Genomic DNA, 24,567 nt, shown 5'->3' with positions numbered 1-24,567 from the left:
CCGAATCCACCGAGCGCTTGATTCCGTTTGACGTGATCCCGCGGATCATGTCCGGCAAGGAATGGACGGTGCTGGAGAAGGGGCTAAAGCAGCGCGTCAAGGCGCTGAACATGTTCCTGCGCGACATCTATCATGGCCGCGAGATTCTGCGCGCCGAGGTGATCCCGGACGATCTGATCTTCCAGAACCCGGTATTCCGACCCGAGATGAATGGCCAGCAGGTGCCGCACGACGTTTACGTGCACATCGCCGGCATCGACATCGTCCGCGTCGACGCCGAGGATTTCATCGTGCTGGAGGACAATGCACGCACCCCCTCGGGCGTGTCCTACATGCTGGAAAACCGCGAGATCATGATGCGGCTGTTTCCGGATCTGTTCGCCCGCCACAGGGTGGCGCCGGTCGAGCGCTATCCGGACGAGCTGCTCGCCGCGCTCCGCTCGGTCGCGCCGCACAGCGCTTCGGGCGAGCCGAGTGTCGCGCTGCTCACGCCGGGCGTCTACAACTCAGCCTATTACGAGCACTCCTTCCTCGCCGACAAGCTCGGCGTCGAGCTGGTCGAGGGCCGCGACCTGATCGTCAAGAACAACGAAGTGTTCATGCGCACGACGGAAGGGCTGAAACGGGTCGACGTGATCTATCGCCGCGTCGATGACGACTTCATCGACCCCCTCACCTTCCGCCCCGATTCCGTGCTCGGCGTTCCCGGGCTGATGTCGGCCTACGCGGCCGGCAACATCACGCTCGCCAACGCGGTCGGCACCGGCATCGCCGACGACAAGGCGATCTATTCCTACATGCCCGACATCGTGAAGTTCTATCTCGGCGAGGAGCCGATCCTGAAGAACGTGCCGACCTGGCGCTGCCGCGAGCCGAAGGACCTGGCTTACGTGCTGGACAATTTAAGCGATCTCGTCGTCAAGGAAGTCCACGGCTCCGGCGGCTACGGCATGCTGATCGGCCCTGCCGCGACAAAGGCCACGATCGAGGCCTTCCGCGAGAAGCTCAAGCGCGAGCCGGAAGGATTCATCGCCCAGCCGACGCTGGCGCTTTCGACATGCCCGACCTGCACCGCGAGCGGCCTCGCGCCGCGCCATGTCGATCTCAGGCCCTTCGTGCTCACCGGCAGCAAAAGCACGACGATCGTGCCGGGCGGGCTCACCCGCGTCGCACTCAAGGAAGGCTCCCTGGTGGTCAATTCGAGCCAGGGCGGCGGCACCAAAGACACCTGGATTCTGGACGAGTAGAGAGATGCTGTCGCGTACCGCCGAAAACCTCTATTGGCTCGCCCGCTACGTCGAACGGGCCGAATATCTCGCGCGCACCATCGATGCGACCTTGCGCGTCACCGCGCTTCCCGCCGCCTATATCGGCAAGACCAACGAATGGGATTCCGCGCTGCTGACCGCCGGCGTCGCGGAGAGCTTCTATCGGACCCACGAGGAAGCCAACGAACACAACGTCGTCGACTACCTCTCGTTCTCGGCCGATAACCCGTCCTCGATCCGGAACTGCATCGAGGCGGCGCGGCTGAACTCGCGCTCGGTGCGCACCGCGCTGACCAGCGAGATGTGGGACACCATCAACTCGGCCTGGATCGAGTTGCAGGAGGTCTGGAGCAAGGGTACCTCGACGCGCGAGGAGCTGGCGAGATTCCTGCGCTTCGTGCAGGAGACCTCGCTGCGCTTCGACGGCTCCGCCTACCGGACCATGCTGCGCAACGACGCCTACTGGTTCTCACGGCTCGGCCTGCATCTGGAGCGTGCCGACAACACTGCGCGCATTCTCGACGTCAAATATCACGTGCTGCTGCCCGAAGAAGAACACGTCGGCGGCCCGCTCGACTTCTATCAGTGGAGTTCGATCCTGCGCTCGGTCTCGGCGCTGACGGCCTATCACTGGGTCTATCGCGAGACGCTGAAGCCGTGGCTGGTCGCGGATCTCTTGATCCTCAACGGCACGCTGCCGCGCTCGCTGGCGAGCTGCTACGACAATCTCGTGCGCAACCTCGACCAGATCGGCGTCGCCTATGGCCGCCAGGGACCGGCCCAGCGCCACGCCCGCGGCATCCGCAACCGGCTGGAACACAGCAACATGAACGACATTTTCCAGCATGGCGTGCATGAATTCATTCAGGAATTCATCGCCGACAATTCCAGGCTGGGCGAAATCATCACGAAGCAGTATTTGATCTGATACACGCGGTCATTCCGGGACGCCCGACGGACCGGCCCGGACTGACGGAAGCAAAACACGATGCGCCTGCGAATCCTGCACACCACGACCTATCGCTACCAGCCGGCGGCAACGAGCGTGATCCAGATCCTGCGGATGACGCCGGGCAGCCATGACGGGCAATATGTGGCGGAGTGGCAGATCGACGTCTCGACCGACACCAAGCTCGACATGCACGAAGACGCGTTCGGCAACGTCACCCATGTGCTGTCCTGCGGGCCCGTCAGCGACATCGAGATCACCGCCGAAGGGCTGATCGAGACTCACGATACCGGCGGTGTGCTGCGCGGCACGGACGAGCGTTTCCCGGCCGGCATGTTCCTGCGTCCGACCGACCTCACGACTGTCAATCCGGCGATGATGGCGGTCGCGCGCCAACTGCGCAGCGAGGCGGAGAGCGACACGCTCGGCTTCCTGCACACGCTGATGAGCGGGATCAGCGATCACATGACCTTCGACGAGGATCCGACCAACAGCGGCACCTCGGCGGCCGAAGCATTCACGCTCAAGCGAGGCGTCTGCCAGGACTACGCGCACATCTTCATCGCCTGCGCCCGCTCCGGCGGCGTGCCGGCGCGCTTCGTCTCCGGCCACTTCCTGCGCTCCGACGGCACCGTGCATCAGGACGCGGGGCACGCCTGGGCCGAGGCATACGTTCCCGATCTCGGCTGGGTCGGTTTCGATCCCGCCAACAGCATCTGTACCACCGACGCCCATGTGCGCGTCGCGATTGGACTCGACTATCTCGGCGCGGCGCCGGTGCGCGGCACCCGCTATGGCGGCGGCGCGGAGACGCTGACGGTTACGGTCAAGGTCGAGCAGGCCGGCCGCGGCGGCCAGTCGCAGTCGCAGCGGCAGAGCTAGCGCCTCCCCCCGACAATCGGGGGTTGGACCGCCCCCCGAAATTGGCTAGTACTTCCGCGCAAACGCGTTCGGGGACTGGAAATGACCTATTGCTGCGGAATCCTGGTTCGGGACGGTCTGGTGATGATCGCCGACACCCGCACCAATGCCGGTCTCGACAACGTCTCGACCTTTCGCAAGCTCCATATCTTCTCGAATCCCGGCGAGCGCATCATGGCGATCGCCAGCGCCGGCAACCTCGCCATCAGCCAGTCGGTGCTCTCCACCTTGACCGAGGGTCTGGAAGATCCCAACACGGGCGAGGTCGAGACGCTGATGAACGCGCCGACCATGTTCCAGGCCGCGCAGCGCATCGGTCGAGCGATCCGGGCGGTGCACGCCACCGAGGGACCGGCGCTGAAATCCGAGGACGTGTCCTTCGACGTCTCGTTCCTGTTCGGCGGCCAGATCAAGGGCGCGCGCATGCGCCTGTTCATGATCTACACCGCCGGCAATTTCATCGAGTGCACCACCGACACGCCTTACCTGCAGATCGGCGAGCACAAATACGGCAAGCCGGTGCTCGATCGCGCCATGCATTACGACGTCGAGCTCTACGAGGCGTTGAAGACCGGGTTGATCTCGATGGATTCGACCATGCGTTCCAATCTCGGCGTCGGCCTGCCGATCGACGTGCTGGTGGTGCGCGCGGACGCCTGCGAAGCCGACCTCAACCACCGCATCGAGGCGGGCGAGCCTTATTTCCACGACCTGCGCTCGCGCTGGTCGGCGGCGTTGCGCGCCGCGCATCAGAACATTCCGCGGCCGCCCTACAAGAACGAAAAAGAACCCAAAACCTGACAGCTGAAGAAAAGGCAGGAAACGATGAGTGAAGCGAAAAAGATCGCGCTGGTGACGGGCGCCGGCACCGGCGTCGGACGCGCCGCCGCGCTGGCGCTGATGAACACCGGTTTCACCGTGGTGCTCGCAGGGCGCCGCATGGAGATGCTGGAGGAGACGGCCAAGCTCGGCCCCGCCGGCAAGAGCCTGTGCGTGACCGCCGACATGACCAAGCCGGAATCCATCGCCGCGCTGTTCGCGAAAGTGAAAGACACCTACGGCCGCCTCGACGTGCTCTTCAACAACGCCGGCATGGGCGCGCCCGCGGTCAACTTCGAGGACCTCAGCCTCGAGCAGTGGCAGGCGGTGGTGAATACCAACCTCACCGGCCCGTTCCTGTGCACCCAGCACGCCTTCCGCATCATGAAGGACCAGAGCCCGCGCGGCGGCCGCATCATCAACAACGGCTCGATCTCGGCGCATGCGCCGCGGCCGTTCTCGGCGGCCTATACCTCGACCAAGCACGCCATCACCGGCCTCACCAAGGCGAGCAACCTCGACGGCCGCATGTACGACATCGCGGTCGGCCAGGTCGATATCGGCAACGCCGCGACGCCGATGACCGATCGCATGGTCAACGGCCCCGGCGTGCTGCAGCCCGACGGCACCACCAAGCACGAGCCGCGCATGGACGCGAAAGCGGTCGGCGATGCCGTCGCCTACATGGCCGGCCTGCCGCTCGATGCCAACGTGCTGACGATGACGGTCATGGCGACGAAGATGCCGTTTGTCGGGCGGGGCTGAAGCAAAAAGGCGAAAACAACCCCATGCACAGTAGGCGTCAAGCGACGCCTACTCCAGGCTCTCCACCCGCCGCAGGCTGGGAAACAGCTTCATCCACAACAGCGCCACCGCGACCGTGCAGACGCCGCCGAGCACGGCCGCGGGCATGGCACCGAACAGGGCCGCCGTCAGGCCGCTCTCGAACTGGCCGAGTTGGTTCGAGGCGTTGATGAAGAGGAAATTGACCGCGCCGACGCGGCCGCGCATCTCGTCGGGCGTCGCGAGCTGCACCAGCGAGAAGCGGATCACGACGCTGATCGTGTCGGCCGCGCCGAGCGCGGCCAGCGACAGCACCGACAGCCACATCCAATGCGACAACGCAAACACGATCGTGGCGATCCCGAACACGATCACGGCCTGGAACATGCGCAGGCCCACATGCCTGGAGATGGCGTGGCGCGCCAGCACCATGGTCATCAAGAGCGCGCCGACCGCGGGCGCGGCGCGGAGCACGCCGAGCCCGACCGGGCCGGCCTGGAGGATGTCGCGCGCGTAGATCGGCAGTAGCGCGGTAACGCCGCCGAACAGCACGGCGAACAGGTCGAGCGAGATGGTGCCGAGGATCGCCGGATTTTGGCGGATGAAGCGGACGCCGGCGAAGATGTTGTCCTCGTCGGTCCCCTCCTTGGCGACCGCCTGCGGGCGCGGCTGGATGAAGCCGGTCAGGACCATCCCGAGAATCCAGAACAGCAGCATCACGGCGTAGGCAAGATGCGGCGCGATCGCATAGGCAAAGCCGCCGAGGGCTGGACCCGTGATGGTCGCGACCTGCGCCGCGCCGCTTGACACGGCGGTGGCACGCTGGAGCGAACCCTGCGGCGCGATCAGCGGCAGCAGGGCCGCGGTGGTCGGGCTCTCAAAGGCGCCGGCAATGCCGAGCACGAAGGTTGCGACGAAGATATGCACCTCGCCAACCGCACCGAACCAGGTGATCGCGGCGAGGTAAAGCGCCGTCGCTGCTTCCACCAGCTGGCAGAGCTGCACCACGCGCTTGCGCTCGAAGCGGTCGGCGGCGTGGCCGGCGACGAAGACGAGCAGTGCGGTCGGTGCGAATTGCACGAGGCCGACCATGCCGAGATCGAAAGCCGAGCCGGTGAGGTCGTAGATCTGCCAGCCGATCGCCACCGCCGCGATCTGGCTGGAAAAGCGCGACAGGCTGCGCGAGAGCAGGAAGAACAGGAAGGCGCGATGGCGGAGGAGCTCACCGGCGCTGACCGGCGGACTGACGGACATTGGCTGTTCTGGCATCGCCGCTTCGGTCACGCTCTTTTGGTCGGCCCCTGATATCGACGCGCCCCGCGTGGCCGAGCCGGGCCTCGATGTCAACAGCGCGCGCCGCCGAGGCGCCTCCGGCATTGCCTTTGCAGTGCGCGTCCGGCCATAATCATTGGGGGTTTGGGACCATCATGCTGCGGCTGCAATCGACACTCGGCGTTTTCGCATTGCTGCTGATCGCCTTCGCACTCGCGGAGAATCGCCGCGCGGTCTCGCTTCGGCAGGCGCTGATCGGCCTTGTCGTCACCTTCGTCACCGCGATCGTGCTGCTGAAGGTGCCCCTGGTCGCGCATGGCTTCGGCGCCATCAACGACGCGGTCGGCGCCATCTCGGCGGCCTCGCGCGCCGGCTCGTCCTTCGTGTTCGGCTATGTCGGCGGCGGCGCCCTGCCCTTCGAGCTGAAAGTGCCGGGCGCCGATTTCATCCTGGCGTTCCAGGCGCTGCCGATCGTGCTGGTCATGAGCGTGCTGACGACACTCTTGTTCTATTGGCGCGTGCTGCCGCCGGTCGTGCGCGGCATGGCCTGGCTGCTCGAGCGGACGCTTGGCGTCGGCGGCGCGGTCGGGCTCTCGACCGCAGCGAACATTTTCCTCGGCATGGTGGAGGCGCCGCTGTTCGTGCGACCTTATCTCTCACAGATGTCGCGCAGCGAATTGTTTCTGGTGATGACCGGCGGCATGGCCGGTATCGCCGGTACCGTGCTGGTGCTCTATGCGACGCTGCTTGCGCCCCTGATTCCCGACGCGGCCGCGCATTTCGTCATCGCCTCAGTGCTGGGCGCACCGGCCGCGATCCTCGTCAGCCTGACCATGGTGCCCGAGACCTCGGACAAGCGCACCGGCGGCGCGCTGGAAGACCCGGAGATGCACGTCTCCGGCGCCATGGATGCGATCGTGAAAGGCACGAGCGCGGGGCTTGAGCTGCTGCTCAACATCGTCGCGATGCTCCTGGTGCTGGTGGCGCTGGTCTATCTCGTCAACGCCATCTTGAGCCTGCTGCCGAACATCGGCGGCGCGGCGATCTCGCTGCAGCGGCTGCTTGGATTGATCATGGCGCCGGTGTGCTGGCTGATGGGCCTGCCATGGGACCAGGCGATCACCGCGGGCAGCCTGATGGGTACCAAGACCGTGCTCAACGAGCTCGTCGCCTATGTCGACTTCTCGAAGCTGCCGCCCGATGCGCTCGACGCGCGCTCGCGGCTGATCATGCTTTATGCGATGTGCGGCTTTGCCAATTTCGCCAGCCTCGGCATCATGATCGGCGGCCTCGGCGTGATGGCGCCGGAGCGGCGCGAGGAGATCAACGCGCTGGGGCTGAAGTCGATCGTATCGGGGACGCTGACGACGTGCTTGATGGGAGCGGTGGTCGGGGTGCTGACGTAGGTCTCTCCACCCGTCATTGCGAGACCTACGCCTTCAGCTCCACCGTCTTGAACTCCGCCGGCAGGATCACCTCCAGCAATTCTACGTCGTCAGAATAATCCAGGATCATGTGCTTGATCTTCGGCGGCTGGGTCCAGGCGCTGCCTTCTCTCATCATCGTCTCGCCTTGCCCGTCCATGTAGGTCTTCACCCAGCCCTTGAGCACGTAGACCATCTGGAATTCGACGTCGTGATAGTGCAGCTTCGAGACCTCGGCCGGATTGCAGGGCCCCTGCAGGCGGATCACGTGCGCTTGCGCGAGGCCGTGGGTCGCATCGGCAATGCCGAGATCGCGGTACTTTGCGTAGGCGCGCAGGCCGTCGGCCTTAAAGTCTTGCTCGCGGTGATGGCTGATGGCGATGCGCTGCCTGGGGCGCGCGGGTGTCTTCGCTGATGACTTTGCCGGCGTGGTGCGCGCCTTCGCCTTCACCGCCTTGCGGGCCGAGGATCGCGCGGCGGGCCTGGCGCCGCTCCGCTTCTTCACGGCCGTCTGGGCTGCGCTGCGCGACTTGGTTTTCTTGCTTGTTGTCTTGGCCATGGGCCGCCTCCCGTTGTTGTTATGGGAAGAGGCTAGCACGGAAACAGATATCGTAGGGTGGGCAAAGCGAAGCGTGCCCACCGTTGCCGGATGCAATCACGGAGAGAGATCGTGGGCACGGCGCTTTCGCGCCTTTGCCCACTACGCGAGCGGTGCCGTCAATGCAGCCGGAACACGCCGTCCACGGCGCGGAGTTCGGCGGGCTTGATCAGCTTGGAATGCGCCACCGTCACCGAATGCAGCGGACCGTCGAGCTTCTGCTGCCAGAAGGCGAGGAAATCGGTCAGCGCCGGAAATTTCGGAAACATGTCGTAGTTCTGCCAGACGTAGGTCTGGAGCAGCGACGGGTGATCCGGCATCCGGTAGAGAATTTGGGCCGTCGTCAGCCCGTAGCCCAGCATCTGTTTCCGGAAATCCTCGGAAACGCCCCCAACGCGCAGTCCCATGCCAAACCTCCTTTGCAGGAGCGCATACGGGGGGTGGCTTGGTCCGTGCCCCGGGAGCCACCCGGAAACGATGCGCTCACATAAGACAAGAAATGTGACGCAAACTGACAATTCATCTCAAGCCCAAAAGTTTAACAAGCTGTTGAAATTCAATGCCTTAGCAGCAGACAACACTCCGTGCTAATACGGCCCCAAGGGGCCCCGGGGAGGCCCTCCCGGCCCGGTTAACGATCCCAGAGCGAATTTGGCAGACAGCACTTCCGAGTGCTGATTTTTTTGCTACAAACCCTTGCTCCCGCAAAAATCCTGTCCTATTTCACCTTCGCCTGCGCTGGCACTCGCAAGCGTAGATTGCTAACAATGTTGAAATCCTCAATCCGTGCAAATGCTTAGGAGGACTGCATGAAATTCCGTCCGCTTCACGACCGCGTCGTGGTCAAGCGCATCGACGCAGAAGAGAAGACCGCTGGCGGCATCATCATTCCCGACACTGCCAAGGAAAAGCCCTCCCAGGGCGAAGTCGTCGCCGTCGGCCCGGGTGGCCGCGACGAGGCCGGCAAGCTGGTCCCGATCGACCTGAAGGTTGGTGACCGCGTGCTGTTCGGCAAGTGGTCCGGCACCGAGGTCAAGATCGACGGCCAGGATCTGCTGATCATGAAGGAGAGCGACGTGATGGGCGTTCTCGAAGTCAGCGAGTCCAAGAAGAAGGCGGCTTAAGAGCCCCTCTCCTCCCTCCAGTCAAACATCCAAGGAAAATCTCAGATGGCAGCCAAAGAAGTCAAATTCTCGGTTGAAGCGCGCGACAAGATGCTGCGCGGCGTCGACGTTCTCGCCAATGCGGTGAAGGTCACGCTCGGTCCGAAGGGCCGCAACGTCGTGCTCGACAAGTCGTTCGGCGCTCCCCGCATCACCAAGGACGGCGTCACCGTCGCCAAGGAGATCGAGCTCGACGACAAGTTCGAGAACATGGGCGCCCAGATGGTGCGCGAAGTCGCCTCCAAGTCCGCTGACGCGGCCGGCGACGGCACCACCACCGCCACCGTGCTCGCCCAGGCGATCGTGAAGGAAGGCGCCAAGTCGGTTGCCGCCGGCATGAACCCGATGGACCTCAAGCGCGGTATCGACCTCGCGGTCGAGGCCGTGGTTGCGGATCTGCAGAAGAACTCCAAGAAGGTCACCTCGAACGACGAGATCGCCCAGGTCGGCACCATCTCGGCGAACGGCGACCAGGAGATCGGCAAGTTCCTCTCGGACGCCATGAAGAAGGTCGGCAACGAGGGCGTCATCACCGTCGAGGAAGCCAAGTCGCTCGAGACCGAGCTCGACGTCGTCGAGGGCATGCAGTTCGACCGCGGCTACATCTCGCCCTACTTCGTCACCAACGCCGACAAGATGCGCGTTGAAATGGACGACGCCTACATCCTCATCAACGAGAAGAAGCTCTCCTCGCTGAACGAGCTGCTGCCGCTGCTCGAGGCCGTGGTGCAGACCGGCAAGCCCCTCGTGATCGTTGCTGAAGACGTCGAAGGCGAAGCGCTCGCGACCCTGGTCGTGAACCGTCTGCGCGGCGGCCTGAAGGTCGCGGCCGTCAAGGCTCCGGGCTTCGGCGATCGCCGCAAGGCCATGCTGCAGGACATCGCGATCCTGACCGGCGGCCAGGCGATCTCGGAAGACCTCGGCATCAAGCTCGAGAACGTCACGCTCAACATGCTCGGTCGCGCCAAGAAGGTGATGATCGACAAGGAGAACACCACGATCGTCAACGGCGCCGGCAAGAAGGCCGACATCGAGGCGCGCGTGGCCCAGATCAAGGCGCAGATCGAGGAAACCACCTCGGACTACGACCGTGAGAAGCTCCAGGAGCGTCTCGCCAAGCTCGCAGGCGGCGTCGCGGTGATCCGCGTCGGCGGCGCGACCGAGGTCGAGGTGAAGGAGCGCAAGGATCGCGTTGATGACGCGATGCATGCGACCCGCGCGGCTGTCGAGGAAGGCATCGTCCCGGGCGGCGGCGTCGCCCTGCTTCGTGCCTCCGAGCAGCTCAAGGGCCTGCGCACCAAGAACGACGACCAGAAGACCGGCGTCGAGATCGTGCGCAAGGCGCTGTCGGCTCCCGCTCGCCAGATCGCGATCAATGCCGGTGAAGACGGCTCGGTGATCGTCGGCAAGATCCTGGAGAACAAGACCTACAATTACGGCTTCGACTCCCAGACCGGCGAATATGCCGACCTCGTCAAGAAGGGCATCATCGACCCGACCAAGGTGGTCCGTACCGCGATCCAGAACGCAGCCTCGGTTGCCGCGCTCCTGATCACCACGGAAGCCATGGTCGCCGAGCTGCCCAAGAAGGGCGGCGCCGGTCCCGCAATGCCCCCGGGCGGCGGCATGGGCGGCATGGACTTCTAAGGCGACGAAGTCGTCCCGGACGCGGTGCAGCGCAAGGCGGTGCACCGCGGATCCGGGATCACGCTCAACAAAATACGAAACCCCGGCAGCGATGCCGGGGTTTTTTGTTTGTTCATGGATACACGCAAAGGTGGCACGATCGTATGTTCCGTCATTCCGGGGCGGCGCAAAGCGCCGAGCCCGGAATCCATTCCACGGCTTGCTCATGGCCTATTACGTCTACCTGCTCGCCAGCAAGAAATACGGCACGCTCTATCTCGGCGTGACGAACAATATTGTCAGGCGCACGTACGAGCATAAGAGCAAGGTCGTCGCTGGATTCAGCAAGCGATACTCCGTTAACAAGCTGGTCTGGTTTGAGATCTACGGCGATCCCGTAACTGCAATCGAACGCGAGAAGGAATTGAAGGGTGGTGGAGGGAATGGAAGATCAGACTCATTGAAGAGAAAAATCCTCAGTGGGCCGACCTGTATCCGCAGATTGCGAGCTGAGTTTGCAGACCTATGGATTCCGGGCTCGCGCTTCGCGCGCCCCGGAACGACGAGAGGGGGGAGACCGGCCGCTCACCCCACCTTCCCCATCCGGCCCGGACGAAGCCCGCCTCCGGAATCCAGCGACCAGAAGATCCGCGTCACCTTGCCGACGAGATTGTCCATGGGAATGAAGCCCATCGTTGCCATACGGCTGTCGGTCGAGTTGTCTCTGTTGTCGCCGAGCGCGAAGAAGTGGCCCGGCGGCACGGTGTAGACGCTGGTGTTGTCGAGAAAGCCGTTGTCGGTGCAGTCGTAGGTGACGTAGCTCGCCCCGTTCGGCATCGTCTCGCGCCAGCGCCTGACCCTTCCACCGAACTCGCTGCCGCAAGTCGAGCCGGCGGGAACCTCCTTCAGGGCGATGCGCGTTACCGGGATCTCGTTGAGAAAGAGCTGCCCCTGCCGCATCTGGATGCGATCGCCGGGCAGCCCGACGACGCGTTTCACATAATCGGTCGAACTGTCCTTCGGCGCCCGGAATACGACGACGTCGCCATAACCAGGATCAGCGGCGCGGAAGCGCCCCGAGATAAACGACGGCGCGAACGGAAACGAGTAGCGGCCGTAGCCGTAGGCATATTTGGCGGCGAAAACGTAGTCGCCGACCATCAGCGTCGGGGCCATCGAGTTGGACGGAATGTTGAACGGCTGAAACAGCACGAAGCGAAACAGGATCACCGGCGACCACAGCACCGGGACGAGCAGGATCAGGACGACGATCGCCTTCCAGTCCCGCGATCGGGCCTTCGGCCTGATGGTGTCCTGAACAACTGTCATGCGCCTGCCCTGCCCAACAAGGTTGTATGCGGAGATTAGCGCAAGCGACGGTTCACACAATCCCGATACGATGACTTGGTCGCGCCGAGGCGGACACGCGTTCAGTGCAGGATGCGATTTTGACGGGGAGTTGATGGCTGCCGGCAAAGAAGCATCACGCCCGCGCCATCTCCTGGAAACACGCCCTCACCCACTCGATCGTCACGCGCGCTGCGGCGTCGCGCTTGAGGTGATTTTGCACGAGCAGCCAGGCATCGCGCCGCTTCGGCAGCAGCGTGGCGCGCAGGCGGCGATCTGCGAGAAGATCCGCGCAAACATATTCCGGCAACACCCCGGCAGCGTGATGCGCGCGGATCAGATTGCGGATGACGCGAACGTTGTCGGTGATGCAGCGGGCGCGGGCTGTTTTGGTCCGCAGAAACTGCATCTCGGGGATGACACCGAGCTCGTCCGGATAGACACAGAGCATCGGCTCGCTCTCGGTCGCAACAGGCTCGAAGTAATAGAGCTTGATGTCGCCAAGCCTCGAGATCGCGAAGTCGCCCTTGTCGGGCTTGCGCAGGCGAACGGCGAGATCGGCTTCCCAGCGCGAGAACTTGACGTTCCCGCTCGCGGTGAGGAATTGCAGCGTCAAACCAGGGTGAGCGCGCAGGAAATCGCTCGCGCGCGGCGACAGCACTTCTTCCGCGACCGTGTTGGTGGAGGCGATGCGCAGGCGTCCCACCGGACCCTCCACGCTCTCGCTGAGGCGACCGATCTCGGCGGCATGCGCCGCCATCGCCTCGACATGCGCCAGCACCGCCTCGCATTGCCGCGTCGGCCTGCGGACGCCGTCGGCGGCCTCGAACAGACGCAGGCCGAGCGCGCGCTCGATGCGCGACAACCTGCGTCCGACCGTGGTCTCGTCGATGCGCAGCCGTGCGCTGGCGCCGGCATAGGTGCCCTCGTCCCTGACGGCGGCGATGATGCGCAGATCGTCCCAGTTCATGGGATGAGGCTACATCGTCCGCGAGGCGCCTGCAACATCGCAGCCATCCGCTGCATTATCCCTGCATATCGGCAGGTGGCGGCGGCGCTATGTTTGCTGGACCTCGACGGAGATTTCGCAAACCCATGACGACTGCCAAGACCCTGCTGCAGCTCGCCGGCGCCGACCTCAGCCCGCCGCGACTTGCCGACGCCGCGCTGGTGCTGATCGACATCCAGAACGAATATCTCGCGGGGCCCCTGGCTCTGCCCGACGCCAGGCCCGCGATCGCGCGAGCAGCTAGGCTGCTGGCAAAGGCGCGAGCGGCAAACGCGCCGATCATCCATATCGCCCATCGCGGCAAGGCGGGCAGCCTGTTCGATCGCAGCGCCGAGCGCGGCGCGATTGTCGCCGAACTGACGCCGCATGCCGGCGAACCGGTGATCGAAAAGGAGTTGCCGAATTCCTTTGCCGGCACCGATTTGAGGGCCCGCCTTGCCGCGACCGACCGCAAGAACATCGTGCTGGCCGGCTTCATGACGCATATGTGCGTCAGCTCCACCGCGCGCGCAGCGCTCGATCTCGGCTTTCGCACGACCATCGATGCAGAATCCTGCGCGACGCGCGATCTTCCCGACGGGCGCGGCGGCACGCTGGACGCCCGCACCATCCACGAGGTTGCACTCGCCGAACTCTCCGACCGCTTCGCGATCATCGCGCGCGGCGATGTGCTGACCTGACGGAGCAATGCGATGCTGCAACTCTATTTCTCGCCGATGGCCTGCTCGCTTTCGAGCCGGATCGCATTGATGGAAGCAGGCCTCGAGGCGCGCTATCACCTGGTGCATCTCCGGACCAAAAAGGTCGGGGAGGACGAAGCGGATTTTCGCGGCGTTTCACCGAAGGGCGCGGTGCCCGTGCTGGTGCTGGAGAACGGCGAGCGGCTGACGGAAAGCGCGGCGGTGCTGCAATACATTGCCGACCTGAAGCCCGAGCGCGGCCTGGCGCCGCAGCCGGGCGATGTTGATCGCTATCGCTTGCAGGAATGGCTGAGCTTCGTCGGCGCCGAGATCCACAAGGCCTTCCTGTTTCCGACCTTCTGGTACCAGGACGACGGCTCGCTAGCCAAGCCGCGCGCCCGGATCGCGCAGACCTTGTCGGTGCCGTCAGCGCATCTGGCGACGCGCGAATTCCTCGTGGGTGAACGCTTCACCGTTGCGGACGCGCATCTCGCCTGGGCTTTGCTGCTGCTGCGACCGGCCGGCGTCGACATCGCACAATGGCCGCCGCTGGTGGCCTATCTCGAACGCATGCAGGCGCGTCCCGCCGTGCGGGACGCGATCGCGACCGAAATGGCGCTCCGCAAGACGATGGCGGCTTGACGCGCGGCTTACTCGACGCGCGCGAGCACGGCGAGCTTGCGGATGCCCTTGTTGCGATAGGCGTCGAGGAAGGCGTAATAGTCCTTGAACGACACGCAGCCGTTGGAATCGCCGTTCGGACCGAGCATGAAGGTGTGCGCCAGCAAGCCGTCGCGGCCGTAGATCGCGCTCTCGCCGCCGATCGGAGTGAGGCGCAGGGCCGGCACGCCGTGGAACAGCGCCTCGCGCGGCTTCAGATTGTAGATGTGCGGCGGAGTCACGCCACGCATGCGGACTTTCGAGGAGCGCGGATCGTCGAGATTGGAGCCGAGGCCGGAATGTGCCTCGAGCTTGGTGCCATCAGGCAGGTAAACCGTCTTGGCGGTGATGTCGTAGACCGCGGTGTCGCGCTCATAGGGCGGCGCGCCTCCGAACATCGGGTTCTGCTCCTTCGGCGCGATCGCCGAGGTCACGCTGGCATCGGCCGAGGCATAGGCCAGCAAACCGCCCGATGCCTCGCGCTTGCCCCAGAGCTTCTCCACCATCGACTGGCGCGGACCGGTGATCGACATCACCGCGGCCTTGGCGCGGTCGGCAAAGGATTTCGGCTTCGCGTCCGGCGCCGGCACGATCTGGGCCGGATCGGCCGATGCGAGCTGGACGCGCGCGTCGGCGCCGTGCTTGCCCTTCGCGACATCGGCGACCTTGTCGGCGACCCTCTCGGCCACCTTGGCCGGATTGAGCGGCTTCAGCACTTCGGCGACCTTCGCGACGACGGTCTGCTTCGCAGGGGCTTCGGCAACCTTGGTCGCAGGCGCCGCGCTGGCCGCATTGGACTCCACGCCCTGGGTCGCTGCCGCGGCAAAGCGCTCGTTGAACATCTCGCGGGAGATCGGTGCGGCCACCTGCAGCCGGTCGGGCAGCAGCGCAAAGGTTTCCCGGATGGCCTCGCCGGCCTCGCGCAGCGCGACCTTGGGCGCGCGCTTGACCACGGGCTCGTCGTAGCCGGAGCTGCCGACGGTCGGATAAACGCTGGCGGCGAAGATGTTGGTGTAGACGGTCCAGCCGGCCAGCGCGACGCAGCCGATCACGGCAGCGCCGAGCACGTTTTGGGTGGTCATTTTCCGGGAAGACTTCCGATAGGAATGCTTCGAAGGATTCTTCGAAGGATTCTTGGGCTGCCGGGCCGCGTAACTCTGCGCAGCGATACTCGTACTCATTCGCCTTGCGTCCAGAACGGTGTCACTAAGTCCCCCCTCGAAGTGCCGCTCGTCACGATCCGGGAACAGCATCTCGCAGAGGGTCGGAGCGTCATTAAGGCGACTTTTAGTTAAATGCGGATTAAGTTCGGGCACTTGTAGGGCAAGTCGTTAACGCTGTGCCATTTCGAGAAAAACGTCCGCAGAACTACGGACTCAGGCGACGTTGTTAACCATCATTCCCGGCCGGTTCAGCACGCCTGGCGCACCTCTCCGACCGCATCTCTAAACGCACCAACCAAGTCATTTTCGTGGTCTTCAATACCCCGGATGATACCGGTGAAACGTTGCGCGAGGCTGGTGCGTCCGGCCCTCCGCAGCGGCGCGGCTTATGGCGCCAGCTCGGGCGGCGGCGAGCGGTCCAGCACGTCGCCCTTGGCGCCTTCGAGCAGGTCGATGCCGTAGGTCTCGACCACGAGTGGTCCGCGCTTACGCTGCAACTCGCCGACGCGCGTCACTTTCGCGAACAGCTCGTTCAGGAACGGATGGCCGTCGGGCCTGATCTCGTCGATGTAGAGCAGCTTGCCTGCAAGCAGCTTCGGATCGGGCTCGGGCATGTTGACCCAGCGGATGCGCTGGTTCTGCTGCACCACGCAGCTGCCGCGGGGCAGATAGAAGGCGAGCCAGCCGGTGGTGCCGTAATCAGGCGTGAGCACGCAGCTCGCGCCATAGCGCGCGCGTTCCGCTTCGATGCCGGCGGCAAGCTCGCGCCAGCCTACCCCCACACTGCGCACGGTCGCGTCGCGGCGATAGCCGGACAGCCAACCCGTATTGGCCTGCAGGATCAGCGCGGCAAACATCACGATGCCTGTCGGGGCCGCCCAGCGCAGGCAAAAGTCCACCAGGCGTCGTGCGCGCGGCTTCCACTGCGCAAGGTTGGCCGCGGCCGCAGCGGCGACGATGAAGGGCGGATAGACCGGCGCGAACCAGTTGGCCTCGACGCGGGCGTGCAGCGAATGCCAGACGAAATAGGCGACGATGGTCCAGAACATCGTCTCGATCAGCACGCGCGAGGCGAGCGCACCGGCCCTGCGCCAGGTCAGCGCATGCAGCCCCATCGCGCCGAGGATGAACACCAGCGGCGTTGCGAATGCGATCTGCGTCGGGATCAGCTCGGCGATGTAGACCGGGCGGAAGTCTTCGATCTTCGCGCGGCCGAGCTGCTTGACGAACGACACCCAATGATGATCGGCATTCCAGAGGATCACCGGCGAGAACAGCGCCAGCGCAACGAGGCCGCCGAGATAGGGCCAGGGCGAGAGGAACCAGCGCCGCAGCTTCGGCACGCAAGCGAGCCAGATCAGGATCGCGGCGCCAAAGAACATCGCGGTGTATTTCGACAGCAGCGCCGCGCCGACGGCGGCGCCGACCGCGAGCCACCAGACTCCGCGGCCGGTCTCCAGCACCTTGGCGAGGAAGAACAGCACGAAGCTGGAGGCCACCAGCAGCGGCGCATCCGGCGTGACGATGAGCGTGCCGACCGAGGCCATCATGGTGACATTGAGCAGGATGGCGCTGGTCGCGGCCACGCGGGCGCCGCCGAACAGGATCGCGGCCGTGCGATAGATCGCATAGCTCATCGGCAGCGCGAGCAGGATCGAGACCAGGCGGACGCCGAGCTCGGTGTCGCCGGCGATCACGGTGGCGGCGCGAATGACGTAGGCCACCATCGGCGGGTGGTCGTAATAGCCGCCCGCGAGGTTCTTCGACCACATCCAGTAATAGGCTTCGTCGAAGGTGATCGGCGTGAAGGCGGCCGCGACCAGCCGCAAGGCGACCAGCGCTAGGATCACAAGCGCCGTATTGCGGATGATCCGCGCGTCAGCCCCGCCCATACCCGAATCCTCGGCGCGCTATTTCTTGCGCCAGACGAACAGTCCGGACATCGCGTAATTCCACACCACGCCCATCAGCGCACCGGCCATGCCGGCCAGCCACCAGATCGGCTCCTGGTCGTAGACCGAGAAGGCGACGCCGACATTGGCGAGCAGCCCGACGCTGCACACGATGTAGAACATGATCAGGCCGCGCAGGATCGCAAAGCCTTTCAGCCGCTGATCGCGATAGGTGAGGAAGTTGTTCATGATGAAGTTGCTGGTCATGGCGACGATGGCGCCGGCAGCCTGTGCCTCGGCGAACGGCACCTTGATCAGTTCGAGCGCGACGAACAACGTGGTGAGATGCACCACGAGGCCGATGCCGCCCACCATCGCGAACAGGATGAAGCGCAGCGAGACGATGTCGTTGGTGAGCTTGGCCAGCACGAGGCCGAGGAAGTCCAGCGCCACCATGGAATCGAGCTTGCTTTCGCCGTGCTGGCGGGCGCCGAACGTGTAGGGAATTTCGACGGCGCGCAAACTGCCATGCGCCGTCGCAACGAGATCGAGCAGGATCTTGAAGCCGTGCACCGAAAGCTTTGGCGCCAGCTGCTCGAAGCGGTCGCGGCGAACCATGAAGAAGCCGCTCATGGGGTCGGCGATCTCGACCCGCAGCATCTTCCTGGCGACCTCGGTCGCCAGCGCACTGGCCCCGGCGCGCTGCTTGTTGAAGCCTTCGCTCTTGTAGCCCTCGATGTAGCGGCTGCCGACGACGAGGTCGGCCTGATCGCTTGCGAGCAGGAGCAGCATCTTCGGCAGCTGGGTTTCGTCATGCTGGAGGTCGGCATCGATCACGGCGGCGTAAGGCGCGCTCGAGGCCAGGATGCCCTCGATGCAGGCGCCCGACAGGCCGCGGCGGCCGATGCGGCGGATGCACCGCACGCGGCTGTCCTTCAGCGCCAGCGCGCGCACCACGTCCCAGGTGCCGTCGGGCGAATTGTCGTCGACGAACACGACCTCCCAGGCAACGTTGACGAGCGTCGCCTCCAGCCGCCGGTACAGCACGGTGACGTTGTCGCGCTCGTTGAAGGTCGGGACGATGACCGACAACTCCGGCCCCTCTTGAGCCTGGTTGTCGACGCGCGGTCTGATGGCTTCATTCATGACGGCAGCGTATATCCGCCGCGTCCTGCGCTGCCAAGTTCTTGCGCTGCCGAGCCGGGTTTTCCAGGGGAACGGCCCAGAAGCGGGCCTAAAATGCCAACGACCCCGGAACGGCGGACCGCGCGTACATCCGGCGCAGGCCCAAGCTATTCCAAGGTCGTCCCGGCGCCGGAGCTTTTGGCTCAACGCCGCCGTTAGAAGCTAGATGGGAACGAGCAAGCCGGTTTGCAAGGGGCCAAAACCGCCTTTTCCGGCCGTTACTGGTTCGGGACTTCCCGGATCACCGGGCCTCTCGGCGCAGGTGCCACAGGGGCTGCAGGCACCGCGGCGGCGGGCGCCGGCTCGGCCTTGACCGGCTTGGGGGGCTTGCCGTACTGGCCGATCGGCCCAAAGACGACGGCGACCGCAAGCACGATCGCCGCGACGATCGCGCCAAAAATGCCCCCCACCGACTCAGACGCCATGCCAGCCCGTCCCCGTTCCTGATAAGACCAATCATACCACGGAAGACTGCACGGCCGGAAGGGCTGCCGGCCTCCAGCGGTGTGGAGCCCTATTGCTGTGGCGGCCTGTGCTTAACGTAGGCCGTCACGATGTCCTTCTGCGCCGACTCCACCGCCCTGTTCGCGGTGGCGAGATGGGCCCCGGAATCGATGTTCGGATATTGTGAGGTGAGATAGTCGAGCAGCGCCACCCGGTAATATTGTCGCTCAGAGGGGCAGGCTCCGGCAACCGAGCGGCTGAAATCCTGTTCCGACAGGCCCTGATTGCTGTCGCGCGCAAATTCCCGCGCCAGGCAATGCCAATAGTCGTCGCGGCCCTGCATGGCGAGCTTCTGCGCACCCTTGGTGTCGTCATTTTCCGCCAGGGCAGAATGCGTCATGGCAGCAGATGTCATCATGACGAGCGCCGCTCCGAGCATCAGCATCCGCATCTTGTTCTCCTTCTTTTCTTTTGCTGCCGACAGTCTCCTCGAACGACAATAGCACTGCTTATGAGTACAGAAAAACGTCAGGGCACGATCTGCGCGATCCTGGTATGACCCAAGTCAGGCGCGTCACGAGTTCCTCCGCTGCCGGGCGCTCGCCAGCAGGACCAGCATGAAGGAAGCCGCCGTCATCAGCGTTGAGATCGCGGCGATCGTGGGGTCGATCTCATCGCGGAGCGCCGTGAACATGCGCTTGGTCAGGGGCTGATACTGACCGCCGGAGATGAACAGCGCGACGATGGTCTCGTCCATCGCCGAGATGAACGCGAAGATGCCGCCCGCAACCACACTGGATTTGATCTGCGGCAGGGTCACCGCGAAAAAGCTGCGCAGGCGGTTCATGCCGAGGCTGCGCGCGACCATCTCCTGCGCGGCGTCGAAGCTTTGCAAGCCCGCCAGCACCGAGATCACGACATAGGGCAGCCCCAGCATCACGTTCGCCAGCACGAGGCCCGGCATGGTCGCGACCAGGCCGACCCTGGCATATACGAAGAAGATGCCGACCGCGGTGATGATGATCGGCACCACCAGTGGCAACAGCAGCGCCATGTGGATGATCCGCATGATCCGCAGTTTCGATTGGCTGATGGCATAAGCCGCAGCCACGCCGCATGGGGTCGCGATCACCACGGTCAGGAACGCAACCGTCAACGTCACGCGCGTTGCCTGCATCCAGGCCGAATTGGAGAAATAGGCCTGATACCAGCGCAGCGACAGCGAGGGCGGCGGGAAGGTCAGGAAGCGCGCGCCGGAAAACGAGATCGGCGCGATGATCAGCACCGGCAGGATCAAATAGACCAGCACAAGCGCGCTGATCACGTAAAGGGCAATCCGGGCGGGCGAGACACGCATCATTTCTGCCCCAGCACACGATCGAGCGAAATGAAACGGCTGACGATGAAGAAGATCACCAGCACGCTGGCGAGCAGCACCACGGCGACCGCGCTGGCGCCGCCGAACTGGTTGTAGAGCTCGACATTGCGGCTCACCAGCATCGACACCATCACGGTGCGCCCGCCCCCGAGCAGCTCCGGCGTGATGTAGAAACCAAGGCAGAGCACGAAGACCATGGTGCAGCCGGCGAGCACGCCTGGCAGCGACAGCGGCAGGAATACGCGAAAGAAAGTCAGCGATGGGCTCGCGCCCAGGCTGGCGCCAGCCTGCATCAGATCGCGCGGGATCTTCTGCATGGTGGCATAGAGCGGCAGCACCATGAACGGCAACAGGATGTGCACGGTCGCCACCACCGTGCCGAGAGTGTTGTGAACCAGCGCGAGCGGCTCGGAGATCACATCGAGATAGCGCAGGAACTGGTTGATGACACCAGTGCGCTGGAGCAGCGCCAGCCACGCATAGGCGCGCACCAGCACGGATGTCCAGAACGGCAGAACGACCAGCGACAGGATGAGAATGCTCCATCCCTTCGGCACCGAATTGGCGAGGTAGGCGACGGGATAGCCGAGCAGCAGTGCGATGACGGTGACCGCGAGGCTGATCTCGAACGTCAGCGCAAAGCTGCGCCAGTAGATGTCCTCGGTGAAGACGCGGCGATAATTTTCCAGCGTGAAACCGTCATGGTAGATCGACTGCCAGGTGAGCCAGCCGACCGGCAGCACGATCAGCGCCAGGATCACCAGCAGCGCCGGCGACACCAGTGCCAGCATCAGGCCGTGCTCGCGGCGCTGATGCTTTTGCGATGGATCCGGCGCGGACATCGTCAACGCGACCTCCCTCATTTCTGCATGAAGGCTGCCCAACGCTTCTCGGCGGCCTCACCTGATGGCGAGGACCACCAGGCGTAGGACATCAGCGCCTGCTTGGCCGCATTCGCCGGCTCGCTTGGCAATTGCGCGGCCCGCTCGGGCTTGATGACGCTGGTCTCGAACGCCTTGGGGTTGCCCGGGCCGTAATCGATGTTGAGCGGCAGATTGGCTTGGTGCACGGGATCGACGGCTTCGTTGATGAACTTCACGGCCGTCTCCAGGTTCGGCGCGCCCTTGAGGATGCAGAGCGAAGTGCTCTGCAAGATGCCCTGGTTGTAGGTGAAGGTGACCTTCGCGCCCTCCTTCGCGACGGCGCTGACGCGGCCGTTCCAGGCCATCTCCATGTCGACCTCACCGTCGTTGAGGAGCTGCGCCGATTGCGCGCCCGAGGTCCACCACACCGTGATGTTCGGCTTGATCTCCTCGAGCTTCTTGAAGGCGCGATCGACATCGAGCGGGTAGAGCTTGTCAGGCGCGACGCCGTCGGCCATCAGCGCAGCCTCGAGCGTGGCGATGGGGTGATTGCGAAGCGCGCGGCGGCCGGGGAATTTCTTGACGTCCCAGAAATCGGCCCAGCTGTTCGGCGCGTCCTTCGGGAAGGTCTTCTGGCTGTACGCCAGAACGCTGGAATAGAATTCGTAGGAGACAGAATAGGGACTACGATAGGCCTCCGGCATCGCCGCGGCGTTCGGGATCTTGGAGAAGTCGAGCTTCTCGATCAGCCCCTGCTCTCCGCCGCGCAGGCAATAGCCGGTGGGCGTGTCGACCACGTCCCAGATCGGCTTGCCGCTGCCGACCTGGGTCTTGATCGCCGGCCAGGCGTCCGGAATGGAATCCTGGTTGATGGTGATGCCGAGCTTCTTGGCGGAGGGATCGAGAATCGCCACCGTCTGCGCCTGCTGATAGGCGCCGCCTTGAGAGACGAAAGTGATCTGCTCGGCGGCATCAGCCGCGCCGATCCATCCGATTGCGCCGACCAGCCCACAACCCAGTCCAACAGTCCGCCTCATATTCATCCTCGCCTCCTCCAAAGATATCTTTACCGACCGATCGCATCGAGAAACTGATACCAGCCGGCGACCATGCGCACGGCGGGCTCACGCAGCGGATAGAACGGAATTGCCTTCATGCGCCGCGCGTCGAGCAGGCCGACATTGGGCGTCTCGCCGCGCACGAAAGCGGCGAGATAGCGGCCCATCAGGCTCGACATCGCGACGCCGGCGCCGTTGTAACCCACCGAGAACAGCATGCGCTCGTCGAGCCGGCCGATATGCGGCACCGAGTCCAGCGTCATGGCAACGAGGCCCGACCATTTGTATTCGAGCGGGATATCGGCGAGGTCAGGGAAGATGCCGACCATCGCCCTGCGCAAGGCATCGAAAGCGGATTGCGAGTCCTGCTTGCCGAAGGCGCCGCGGCCGCCGAAGATCACGCGGTTGTCGACCATGCGGAACCAGCGCATCATGCGCTTGGTCTCGGTATAGGTTCGCCCGGTCGGCATCAGCTTTCCGGCGAGATTGCGCGGAAGCTTCTCCGTGGCGACCATGGCGCTGCGGAACGGGATCAGGGTGCGTTGCAGATGTGCGATGGCGCCCGTCAGATCCGAATAGCTGTTGGTGGCGATAATCGCCTGCTTGGCGCGCACCGCTCCTCGTGGCGTCTCGGCGACGATACCCTCCTTCTCGCACCGGAGCTTGACGACCGGCGACTCCTGGAAGATCGGCACGCCGCGGCGCGCCACGCCATCGGCAAGCCCCCGCAGATAGTTCAGCGGATGGATGCCGCCCGAGCCGGGATTGAGCACGCCGCCGACAAAGACGTCAGAGCCGGTTTCTTCGCGCACTCCGTGCTTGTCGAGGATGCGGACCTCGGCAGAGCCCATCTCGCGCGTCATCCAGTTGGCCTCGTCGATCGCGGCCTTCAGCGTCGTCTGGTTGTGGGCAGCCTTGACCTGGCCGGTGCGGGTGAGGTTTGCGCTGGCAATGCCGAATTCGGAGACGAGCTCCTCGACCATATCGGTCGATTCATGCGCGATCTCGTACATGCGCTTTGCCATGGCGCGGCCGTGCATGGCGTCGATCTCGCGAAACGACAGGCGGAATTTTGCGGTGATCACGCCGCCATTGCGCCCGCTCGCGCCCCAGCCCGGGCGATTGGCCTCCAGCACGACAGGCAACAGGCCGCTCCTGGCGATGTGGTGTGCCGCGGAGAGCGCCGTGTAGCCGGCTCCGATGATCACCACATCCGCCTGCAACTCGCCCGACAGAACAGGGAATCCGCGGGCCGGCTCCGCCGTGGCTTCCCACAGCGAATTGGCCGATGGCAGCGCGTTCCAGTCCCGTGTCATGCCCGCGCTCACGGAGCTTATGACGCAGGGCCGATGGCGGCGTCGGCAAGCGCCTTCAGCGTCGGATAATGGAAGTCCGGCTTGGTCAGGGTCTCCACGGCGGGAGTGCCGCCGAAGCCGGCAATGCCCTGGCGGCGCTCGATCCAGCACACCTTGTAGCCAAGTTTTCGCGCGATCCCGATGTCATGATACTGGCTCTGCGCCACGTGCAGGATGTCGGACTGCTTGTAGCCGAACGCGGATTGCCGGCCCTTGTTGTAGGCGAAGAATTCCGGGTTGGGCTTCGCCACGCCAGTCTCGTCGGCGCAAACGGTGTCGTCGAACGGATTGCCGAGCGCATGCGCGTAGCAGGACAGGGCGACGCGGTCTGCGTTGGTCATCGCCACGAGACGGAATTTCGTCCGCAGACGCTTCAGCGCCTCGACCGAGTCGGAGAACGGTCCCCAGCGCAGCACCGAGAGCTGGAACACGTCGCAGGACGCATCGTCAGCCGGCAGTCCGAGCTCGGTGGCGAGATGGCGATAGACGTGGAACATCGCTTCGCTGGAGCGCTCGTAATGCCTGTCGCGGCCGCGCTTGTAGGGCTCGAAGATCTGCTCGTCGCTGAACTCGGCCGCCTTCTTGCCCCCGATCTTGCGCACGGCTTCGAGCACGCCGGTTTCGAAATCGATCAAGGTGCCGACGACGTCGAAGGTGAGAACCTTGAAATTGCTGAACGCGGCTTGGGTCGACATGGGCTTCTTCTCTCA

General features: G+C 64.4%; 25 protein-coding genes and 1 pseudogene. 11 read left to right on the top strand and 15 right to left on the bottom strand.

From position 1 onward, the window contains the following. The 5 genes from IF809_RS20165 to IF809_RS20145 all read left to right on the top strand — a co-directional run. Window positions 1-1,247, top strand: a 1,247-nt coding sequence (locus IF809_RS20165) for a circularly permuted type 2 ATP-grasp protein (protein WP_462838299.1), incomplete at its 5' end; no start/stop codon positions are given. A gap of 4 nt (window positions 1,248-1,251) precedes the next feature. After that, window positions 1,252-2,196, top strand: a complete 945-nt coding sequence (locus tag IF809_RS20160) for an alpha-E domain-containing protein (RefSeq protein ID WP_462838298.1) — start codon at window positions 1,252-1,254, stop codon at window positions 2,194-2,196. A 60-nt stretch (window positions 2,197-2,256) separates the two neighbouring features. Beyond that, window positions 2,257-3,099: a transglutaminase family protein gene (locus IF809_RS20155; protein ID WP_453983200.1), complete on the top strand. Its 843-nt coding sequence runs from the start codon at window positions 2,257-2,259 to the stop codon at window positions 3,097-3,099. A gap of 81 nt (window positions 3,100-3,180) precedes the next feature. Next, window positions 3,181-3,939 carry a proteasome-type protease gene (locus tag IF809_RS20150; protein WP_128965598.1) on the top strand — a complete coding sequence of 253 codons (759 nt, stop codon included), beginning with the start codon at window positions 3,181-3,183 and terminating at the stop codon, window positions 3,937-3,939. Window positions 3,940-3,963: 24 nt separating this feature from the next. After that, window positions 3,964-4,722 (top strand): SDR family oxidoreductase, encoded by a 759-nt coding sequence (locus tag IF809_RS20145; RefSeq protein ID WP_453983199.1) that lies wholly within the window; start codon window positions 3,964-3,966, stop codon window positions 4,720-4,722. 48 nt (window positions 4,723-4,770) lie between these two features. On the opposite strand, the gene IF809_RS20140 is transcribed toward IF809_RS20145, so the two are convergent. Beyond that, complete coding sequence (locus IF809_RS20140; protein ID WP_164938607.1) at window positions 4,771-5,994, bottom strand: MFS transporter; 1,224 nt, start codon at window positions 5,992-5,994, stop codon at window positions 4,771-4,773. Between the two features lie 173 nt (window positions 5,995-6,167). On the opposite strand from IF809_RS20140, the gene IF809_RS20135 reads away from it, so the two are divergent. After that, complete coding sequence (locus tag IF809_RS20135) at window positions 6,168-7,418, top strand: NupC/NupG family nucleoside CNT transporter (protein WP_462838297.1); 1,251 nt, start codon at window positions 6,168-6,170, stop codon at window positions 7,416-7,418. A gap of 25 nt (window positions 7,419-7,443) precedes the next feature. Here IF809_RS20135 and IF809_RS20130 read toward each other — a convergent pair whose 3' ends face one another. Together IF809_RS20130 and IF809_RS20125 are read right to left on the bottom strand one after the other, a co-directional pair. Further along, window positions 7,444-7,995 (bottom strand): cupin domain-containing protein, encoded by a 552-nt coding sequence (locus IF809_RS20130; RefSeq protein WP_453983197.1) that lies wholly within the window; start codon window positions 7,993-7,995, stop codon window positions 7,444-7,446. A gap of 158 nt (window positions 7,996-8,153) precedes the next feature. After that, window positions 8,154-8,441: an usg protein gene (locus IF809_RS20125; protein ID WP_128965593.1), complete on the bottom strand. Its 288-nt coding sequence runs from the start codon at window positions 8,439-8,441 to the stop codon at window positions 8,154-8,156. A gap of 402 nt (window positions 8,442-8,843) precedes the next feature. Between IF809_RS20125 and IF809_RS20120 the strand changes: the two genes are divergently transcribed. The 3 genes and pseudogenes from IF809_RS20120 to IF809_RS20110 all read left to right on the top strand — a co-directional run bounded on the left by IF809_RS20120 (window position 8,844) and on the right by IF809_RS20110 (window position 11,336). Beyond that, the gene (locus tag IF809_RS20120; protein WP_092293891.1) at window positions 8,844-9,158 is read left to right on the top strand and encodes a co-chaperone GroES; all 315 of its coding nucleotides are present in this window, start codon (window positions 8,844-8,846) and stop codon (window positions 9,156-9,158) included. A gap of 45 nt (window positions 9,159-9,203) precedes the next feature. Continuing rightward, window positions 9,204-10,844: a chaperonin GroEL gene (groL, locus tag IF809_RS20115; protein ID WP_128965592.1), complete on the top strand. Its 1,641-nt coding sequence runs from the start codon at window positions 9,204-9,206 to the stop codon at window positions 10,842-10,844. Window positions 10,845-11,049: 205 nt separating this feature from the next. Then, window positions 11,050-11,336 (top strand): annotated as a pseudogene (locus IF809_RS20110) (GIY-YIG nuclease family protein). 72 nt (window positions 11,337-11,408) lie between these two features. On the opposite strand, the gene lepB reads toward IF809_RS20110, so the two are convergent. Together lepB and IF809_RS20100 are read right to left on the bottom strand one after the other, a co-directional pair. Continuing rightward, complete coding sequence (gene lepB / locus IF809_RS20105; RefSeq protein ID WP_462838296.1) at window positions 11,409-12,152, bottom strand: signal peptidase I; 744 nt, start codon at window positions 12,150-12,152, stop codon at window positions 11,409-11,411. 154 nt (window positions 12,153-12,306) lie between these two features. Then, the gene (locus IF809_RS20100; protein ID WP_462838295.1) at window positions 12,307-13,140 is read right to left on the bottom strand and encodes a LysR family transcriptional regulator; all 834 of its coding nucleotides are present in this window, start codon (window positions 13,138-13,140) and stop codon (window positions 12,307-12,309) included. Window positions 13,141-13,265: 125 nt separating this feature from the next. On the opposite strand from IF809_RS20100, the gene IF809_RS20095 reads away from it, so the two are divergent. Both IF809_RS20095 and IF809_RS20090 read left to right on the top strand, forming a co-directional pair. Further along, window positions 13,266-13,859 (top strand): cysteine hydrolase family protein, encoded by a 594-nt coding sequence (locus IF809_RS20095; protein WP_462838294.1) that lies wholly within the window; start codon window positions 13,266-13,268, stop codon window positions 13,857-13,859. A 12-nt stretch (window positions 13,860-13,871) separates the two neighbouring features. Then, window positions 13,872-14,501: a glutathione binding-like protein gene (locus IF809_RS20090; protein ID WP_462838293.1), complete on the top strand. Its 630-nt coding sequence runs from the start codon at window positions 13,872-13,874 to the stop codon at window positions 14,499-14,501. 8 nt (window positions 14,502-14,509) lie between these two features. Here the strand turns inward: IF809_RS20090 and IF809_RS20085 are convergent, their stop codons facing one another. The 10 genes from IF809_RS20085 to IF809_RS20040 form a co-directional block, all read right to left on the bottom strand. Then, window positions 14,510-15,601, bottom strand: a complete 1,092-nt coding sequence (locus IF809_RS20085; protein ID WP_164938606.1) for a tlde1 domain-containing protein — start codon at window positions 15,599-15,601, stop codon at window positions 14,510-14,512. Between the two features lie 467 nt (window positions 15,602-16,068). Next, entirely contained in the window at window positions 16,069-17,574 is a 1,506-nt protein-coding gene (locus tag IF809_RS20080; RefSeq protein WP_462838292.1) for a glycosyltransferase family 39 protein, read from the bottom strand. Window positions 17,575-17,592: 18 nt separating this feature from the next. Next, complete coding sequence (locus IF809_RS20075; protein WP_462838291.1) at window positions 17,593-18,720, bottom strand: glycosyltransferase; 1,128 nt, start codon at window positions 18,718-18,720, stop codon at window positions 17,593-17,595. Window positions 18,721-18,977: 257 nt separating this feature from the next. Beyond that, a complete protein-coding gene (locus IF809_RS20070; protein ID WP_128965584.1) occupies window positions 18,978-19,184 on the bottom strand; it encodes a hypothetical protein in 207 nt (68 codons plus the stop codon). 89 nt (window positions 19,185-19,273) lie between these two features. Then, the gene (locus IF809_RS20065; protein ID WP_462838290.1) at window positions 19,274-19,654 is read right to left on the bottom strand and encodes a hypothetical protein; all 381 of its coding nucleotides are present in this window, start codon (window positions 19,652-19,654) and stop codon (window positions 19,274-19,276) included. Window positions 19,655-19,777: 123 nt separating this feature from the next. Further along, window positions 19,778-20,563: an ABC transporter permease gene (locus tag IF809_RS20060; protein WP_462838289.1), complete on the bottom strand. Its 786-nt coding sequence runs from the start codon at window positions 20,561-20,563 to the stop codon at window positions 19,778-19,780. Beyond that, window positions 20,560-21,372, bottom strand: coding sequence for an ABC transporter permease (locus IF809_RS20055; protein ID WP_462838302.1), 813 nt, complete (start codon window positions 21,370-21,372; stop codon window positions 20,560-20,562). Before IF809_RS20055 ends, IF809_RS20060 begins: the two co-directional genes overlap by 4 nt. Before the next feature lie 68 nt (window positions 21,373-21,440). Further along, on the bottom strand, window positions 21,441-22,487 hold the full coding sequence (locus IF809_RS20050; RefSeq protein ID WP_453983186.1) for an ABC transporter substrate-binding protein: 1,047 nt from the start codon (window positions 22,485-22,487) through the stop codon (window positions 21,441-21,443). A 23-nt stretch (window positions 22,488-22,510) separates the two neighbouring features. After that, on the bottom strand, window positions 22,511-23,818 hold the full coding sequence (locus IF809_RS20045) for an NAD(P)/FAD-dependent oxidoreductase (protein WP_462838288.1): 1,308 nt from the start codon (window positions 23,816-23,818) through the stop codon (window positions 22,511-22,513). Window positions 23,819-23,835: 17 nt separating this feature from the next. Further along, a complete protein-coding gene (locus IF809_RS20040; protein ID WP_462838287.1) occupies window positions 23,836-24,552 on the bottom strand; it encodes an HAD family hydrolase in 717 nt (238 codons plus the stop codon). Window positions 24,553-24,567: the final 15 nt, after the last annotated feature.

Source organism: Bradyrhizobium sp. UFLA06-24 (assembly GCF_054967145.1).
Note: the sequence above shows the minus strand (reverse complement) of the source record. Positions and strands in the feature narration are given on the sequence as shown.

Bases quoted from the DNA above. Each gene is read 5' to 3' on its own strand.
- IF809_RS20050 (WP_453983186.1), bottom strand. From the start codon at position 22,487: ATGAATATGAGGCGGACTGTTGGACTGGGTTGTGGGCTGGTCGGCGCA.
- IF809_RS20075 (WP_462838291.1), bottom strand. From the start codon at position 18,720: ATGAATGAAGCCATCAGACCGCGCGTCGACAACCAGGCTCAAGAGGGG.
- IF809_RS20125 (WP_128965593.1), bottom strand. From the start codon at position 8,441: ATGGGACTGCGCGTTGGGGGCGTTTCCGAGGATTTCCGGAAACAGATG.
- IF809_RS20155 (WP_453983200.1), top strand. From the start codon at position 2,257: ATGCGCCTGCGAATCCTGCACACCACGACCTATCGCTACCAGCCGGCG.
- IF809_RS20120 (WP_092293891.1), top strand. From the start codon at position 8,844: ATGAAATTCCGTCCGCTTCACGACCGCGTCGTGGTCAAGCGCATCGAC.
- IF809_RS20040 (WP_462838287.1), bottom strand. From the start codon at position 24,552: ATGTCGACCCAAGCCGCGTTCAGCAATTTCAAGGTTCTCACCTTCGAC.
- IF809_RS20060 (WP_462838289.1), bottom strand. From the start codon at position 20,563: ATGATGCGTGTCTCGCCCGCCCGGATTGCCCTTTACGTGATCAGCGCG.
- IF809_RS20080 (WP_462838292.1), bottom strand. From the start codon at position 17,574: ATGGGCGGGGCTGACGCGCGGATCATCCGCAATACGGCGCTTGTGATC.
- IF809_RS20085 (WP_164938606.1), bottom strand. From the start codon at position 15,601: ATGACCACCCAAAACGTGCTCGGCGCTGCCGTGATCGGCTGCGTCGCG.
- IF809_RS20055 (WP_462838302.1), bottom strand. From the start codon at position 21,372: ATGCTGGCACTGGTGTCGCCGGCGCTGCTGGTGATCCTGGCGCTGATC.
- IF809_RS20130 (WP_453983197.1), bottom strand. From the start codon at position 7,995: ATGGCCAAGACAACAAGCAAGAAAACCAAGTCGCGCAGCGCAGCCCAG.
- IF809_RS20160 (WP_462838298.1), top strand. From the start codon at position 1,252: ATGCTGTCGCGTACCGCCGAAAACCTCTATTGGCTCGCCCGCTACGTC.
- IF809_RS20150 (WP_128965598.1), top strand. From the start codon at position 3,181: ATGACCTATTGCTGCGGAATCCTGGTTCGGGACGGTCTGGTGATGATC.
- IF809_RS20140 (WP_164938607.1), bottom strand. From the start codon at position 5,994: ATGTCCGTCAGTCCGCCGGTCAGCGCCGGTGAGCTCCTCCGCCATCGC.
- IF809_RS20090 (WP_462838293.1), top strand. From the start codon at position 13,872: ATGCTGCAACTCTATTTCTCGCCGATGGCCTGCTCGCTTTCGAGCCGG.
- IF809_RS20145 (WP_453983199.1), top strand. From the start codon at position 3,964: ATGAGTGAAGCGAAAAAGATCGCGCTGGTGACGGGCGCCGGCACCGGC.
- groL (WP_128965592.1), top strand. From the start codon at position 9,204: ATGGCAGCCAAAGAAGTCAAATTCTCGGTTGAAGCGCGCGACAAGATG.
- IF809_RS20095 (WP_462838294.1), top strand. From the start codon at position 13,266: ATGACGACTGCCAAGACCCTGCTGCAGCTCGCCGGCGCCGACCTCAGC.
- IF809_RS20135 (WP_462838297.1), top strand. From the start codon at position 6,168: ATGCTGCGGCTGCAATCGACACTCGGCGTTTTCGCATTGCTGCTGATC.
- IF809_RS20100 (WP_462838295.1), bottom strand. From the start codon at position 13,140: ATGAACTGGGACGATCTGCGCATCATCGCCGCCGTCAGGGACGAGGGC.
- IF809_RS20045 (WP_462838288.1), bottom strand. From the start codon at position 23,818: ATGACACGGGACTGGAACGCGCTGCCATCGGCCAATTCGCTGTGGGAA.
- IF809_RS20070 (WP_128965584.1), bottom strand. From the start codon at position 19,184: ATGGCGTCTGAGTCGGTGGGGGGCATTTTTGGCGCGATCGTCGCGGCG.
- lepB (WP_462838296.1), bottom strand. From the start codon at position 12,152: ATGACAGTTGTTCAGGACACCATCAGGCCGAAGGCCCGATCGCGGGAC.
- IF809_RS20065 (WP_462838290.1), bottom strand. From the start codon at position 19,654: ATGCGGATGCTGATGCTCGGAGCGGCGCTCGTCATGATGACATCTGCT.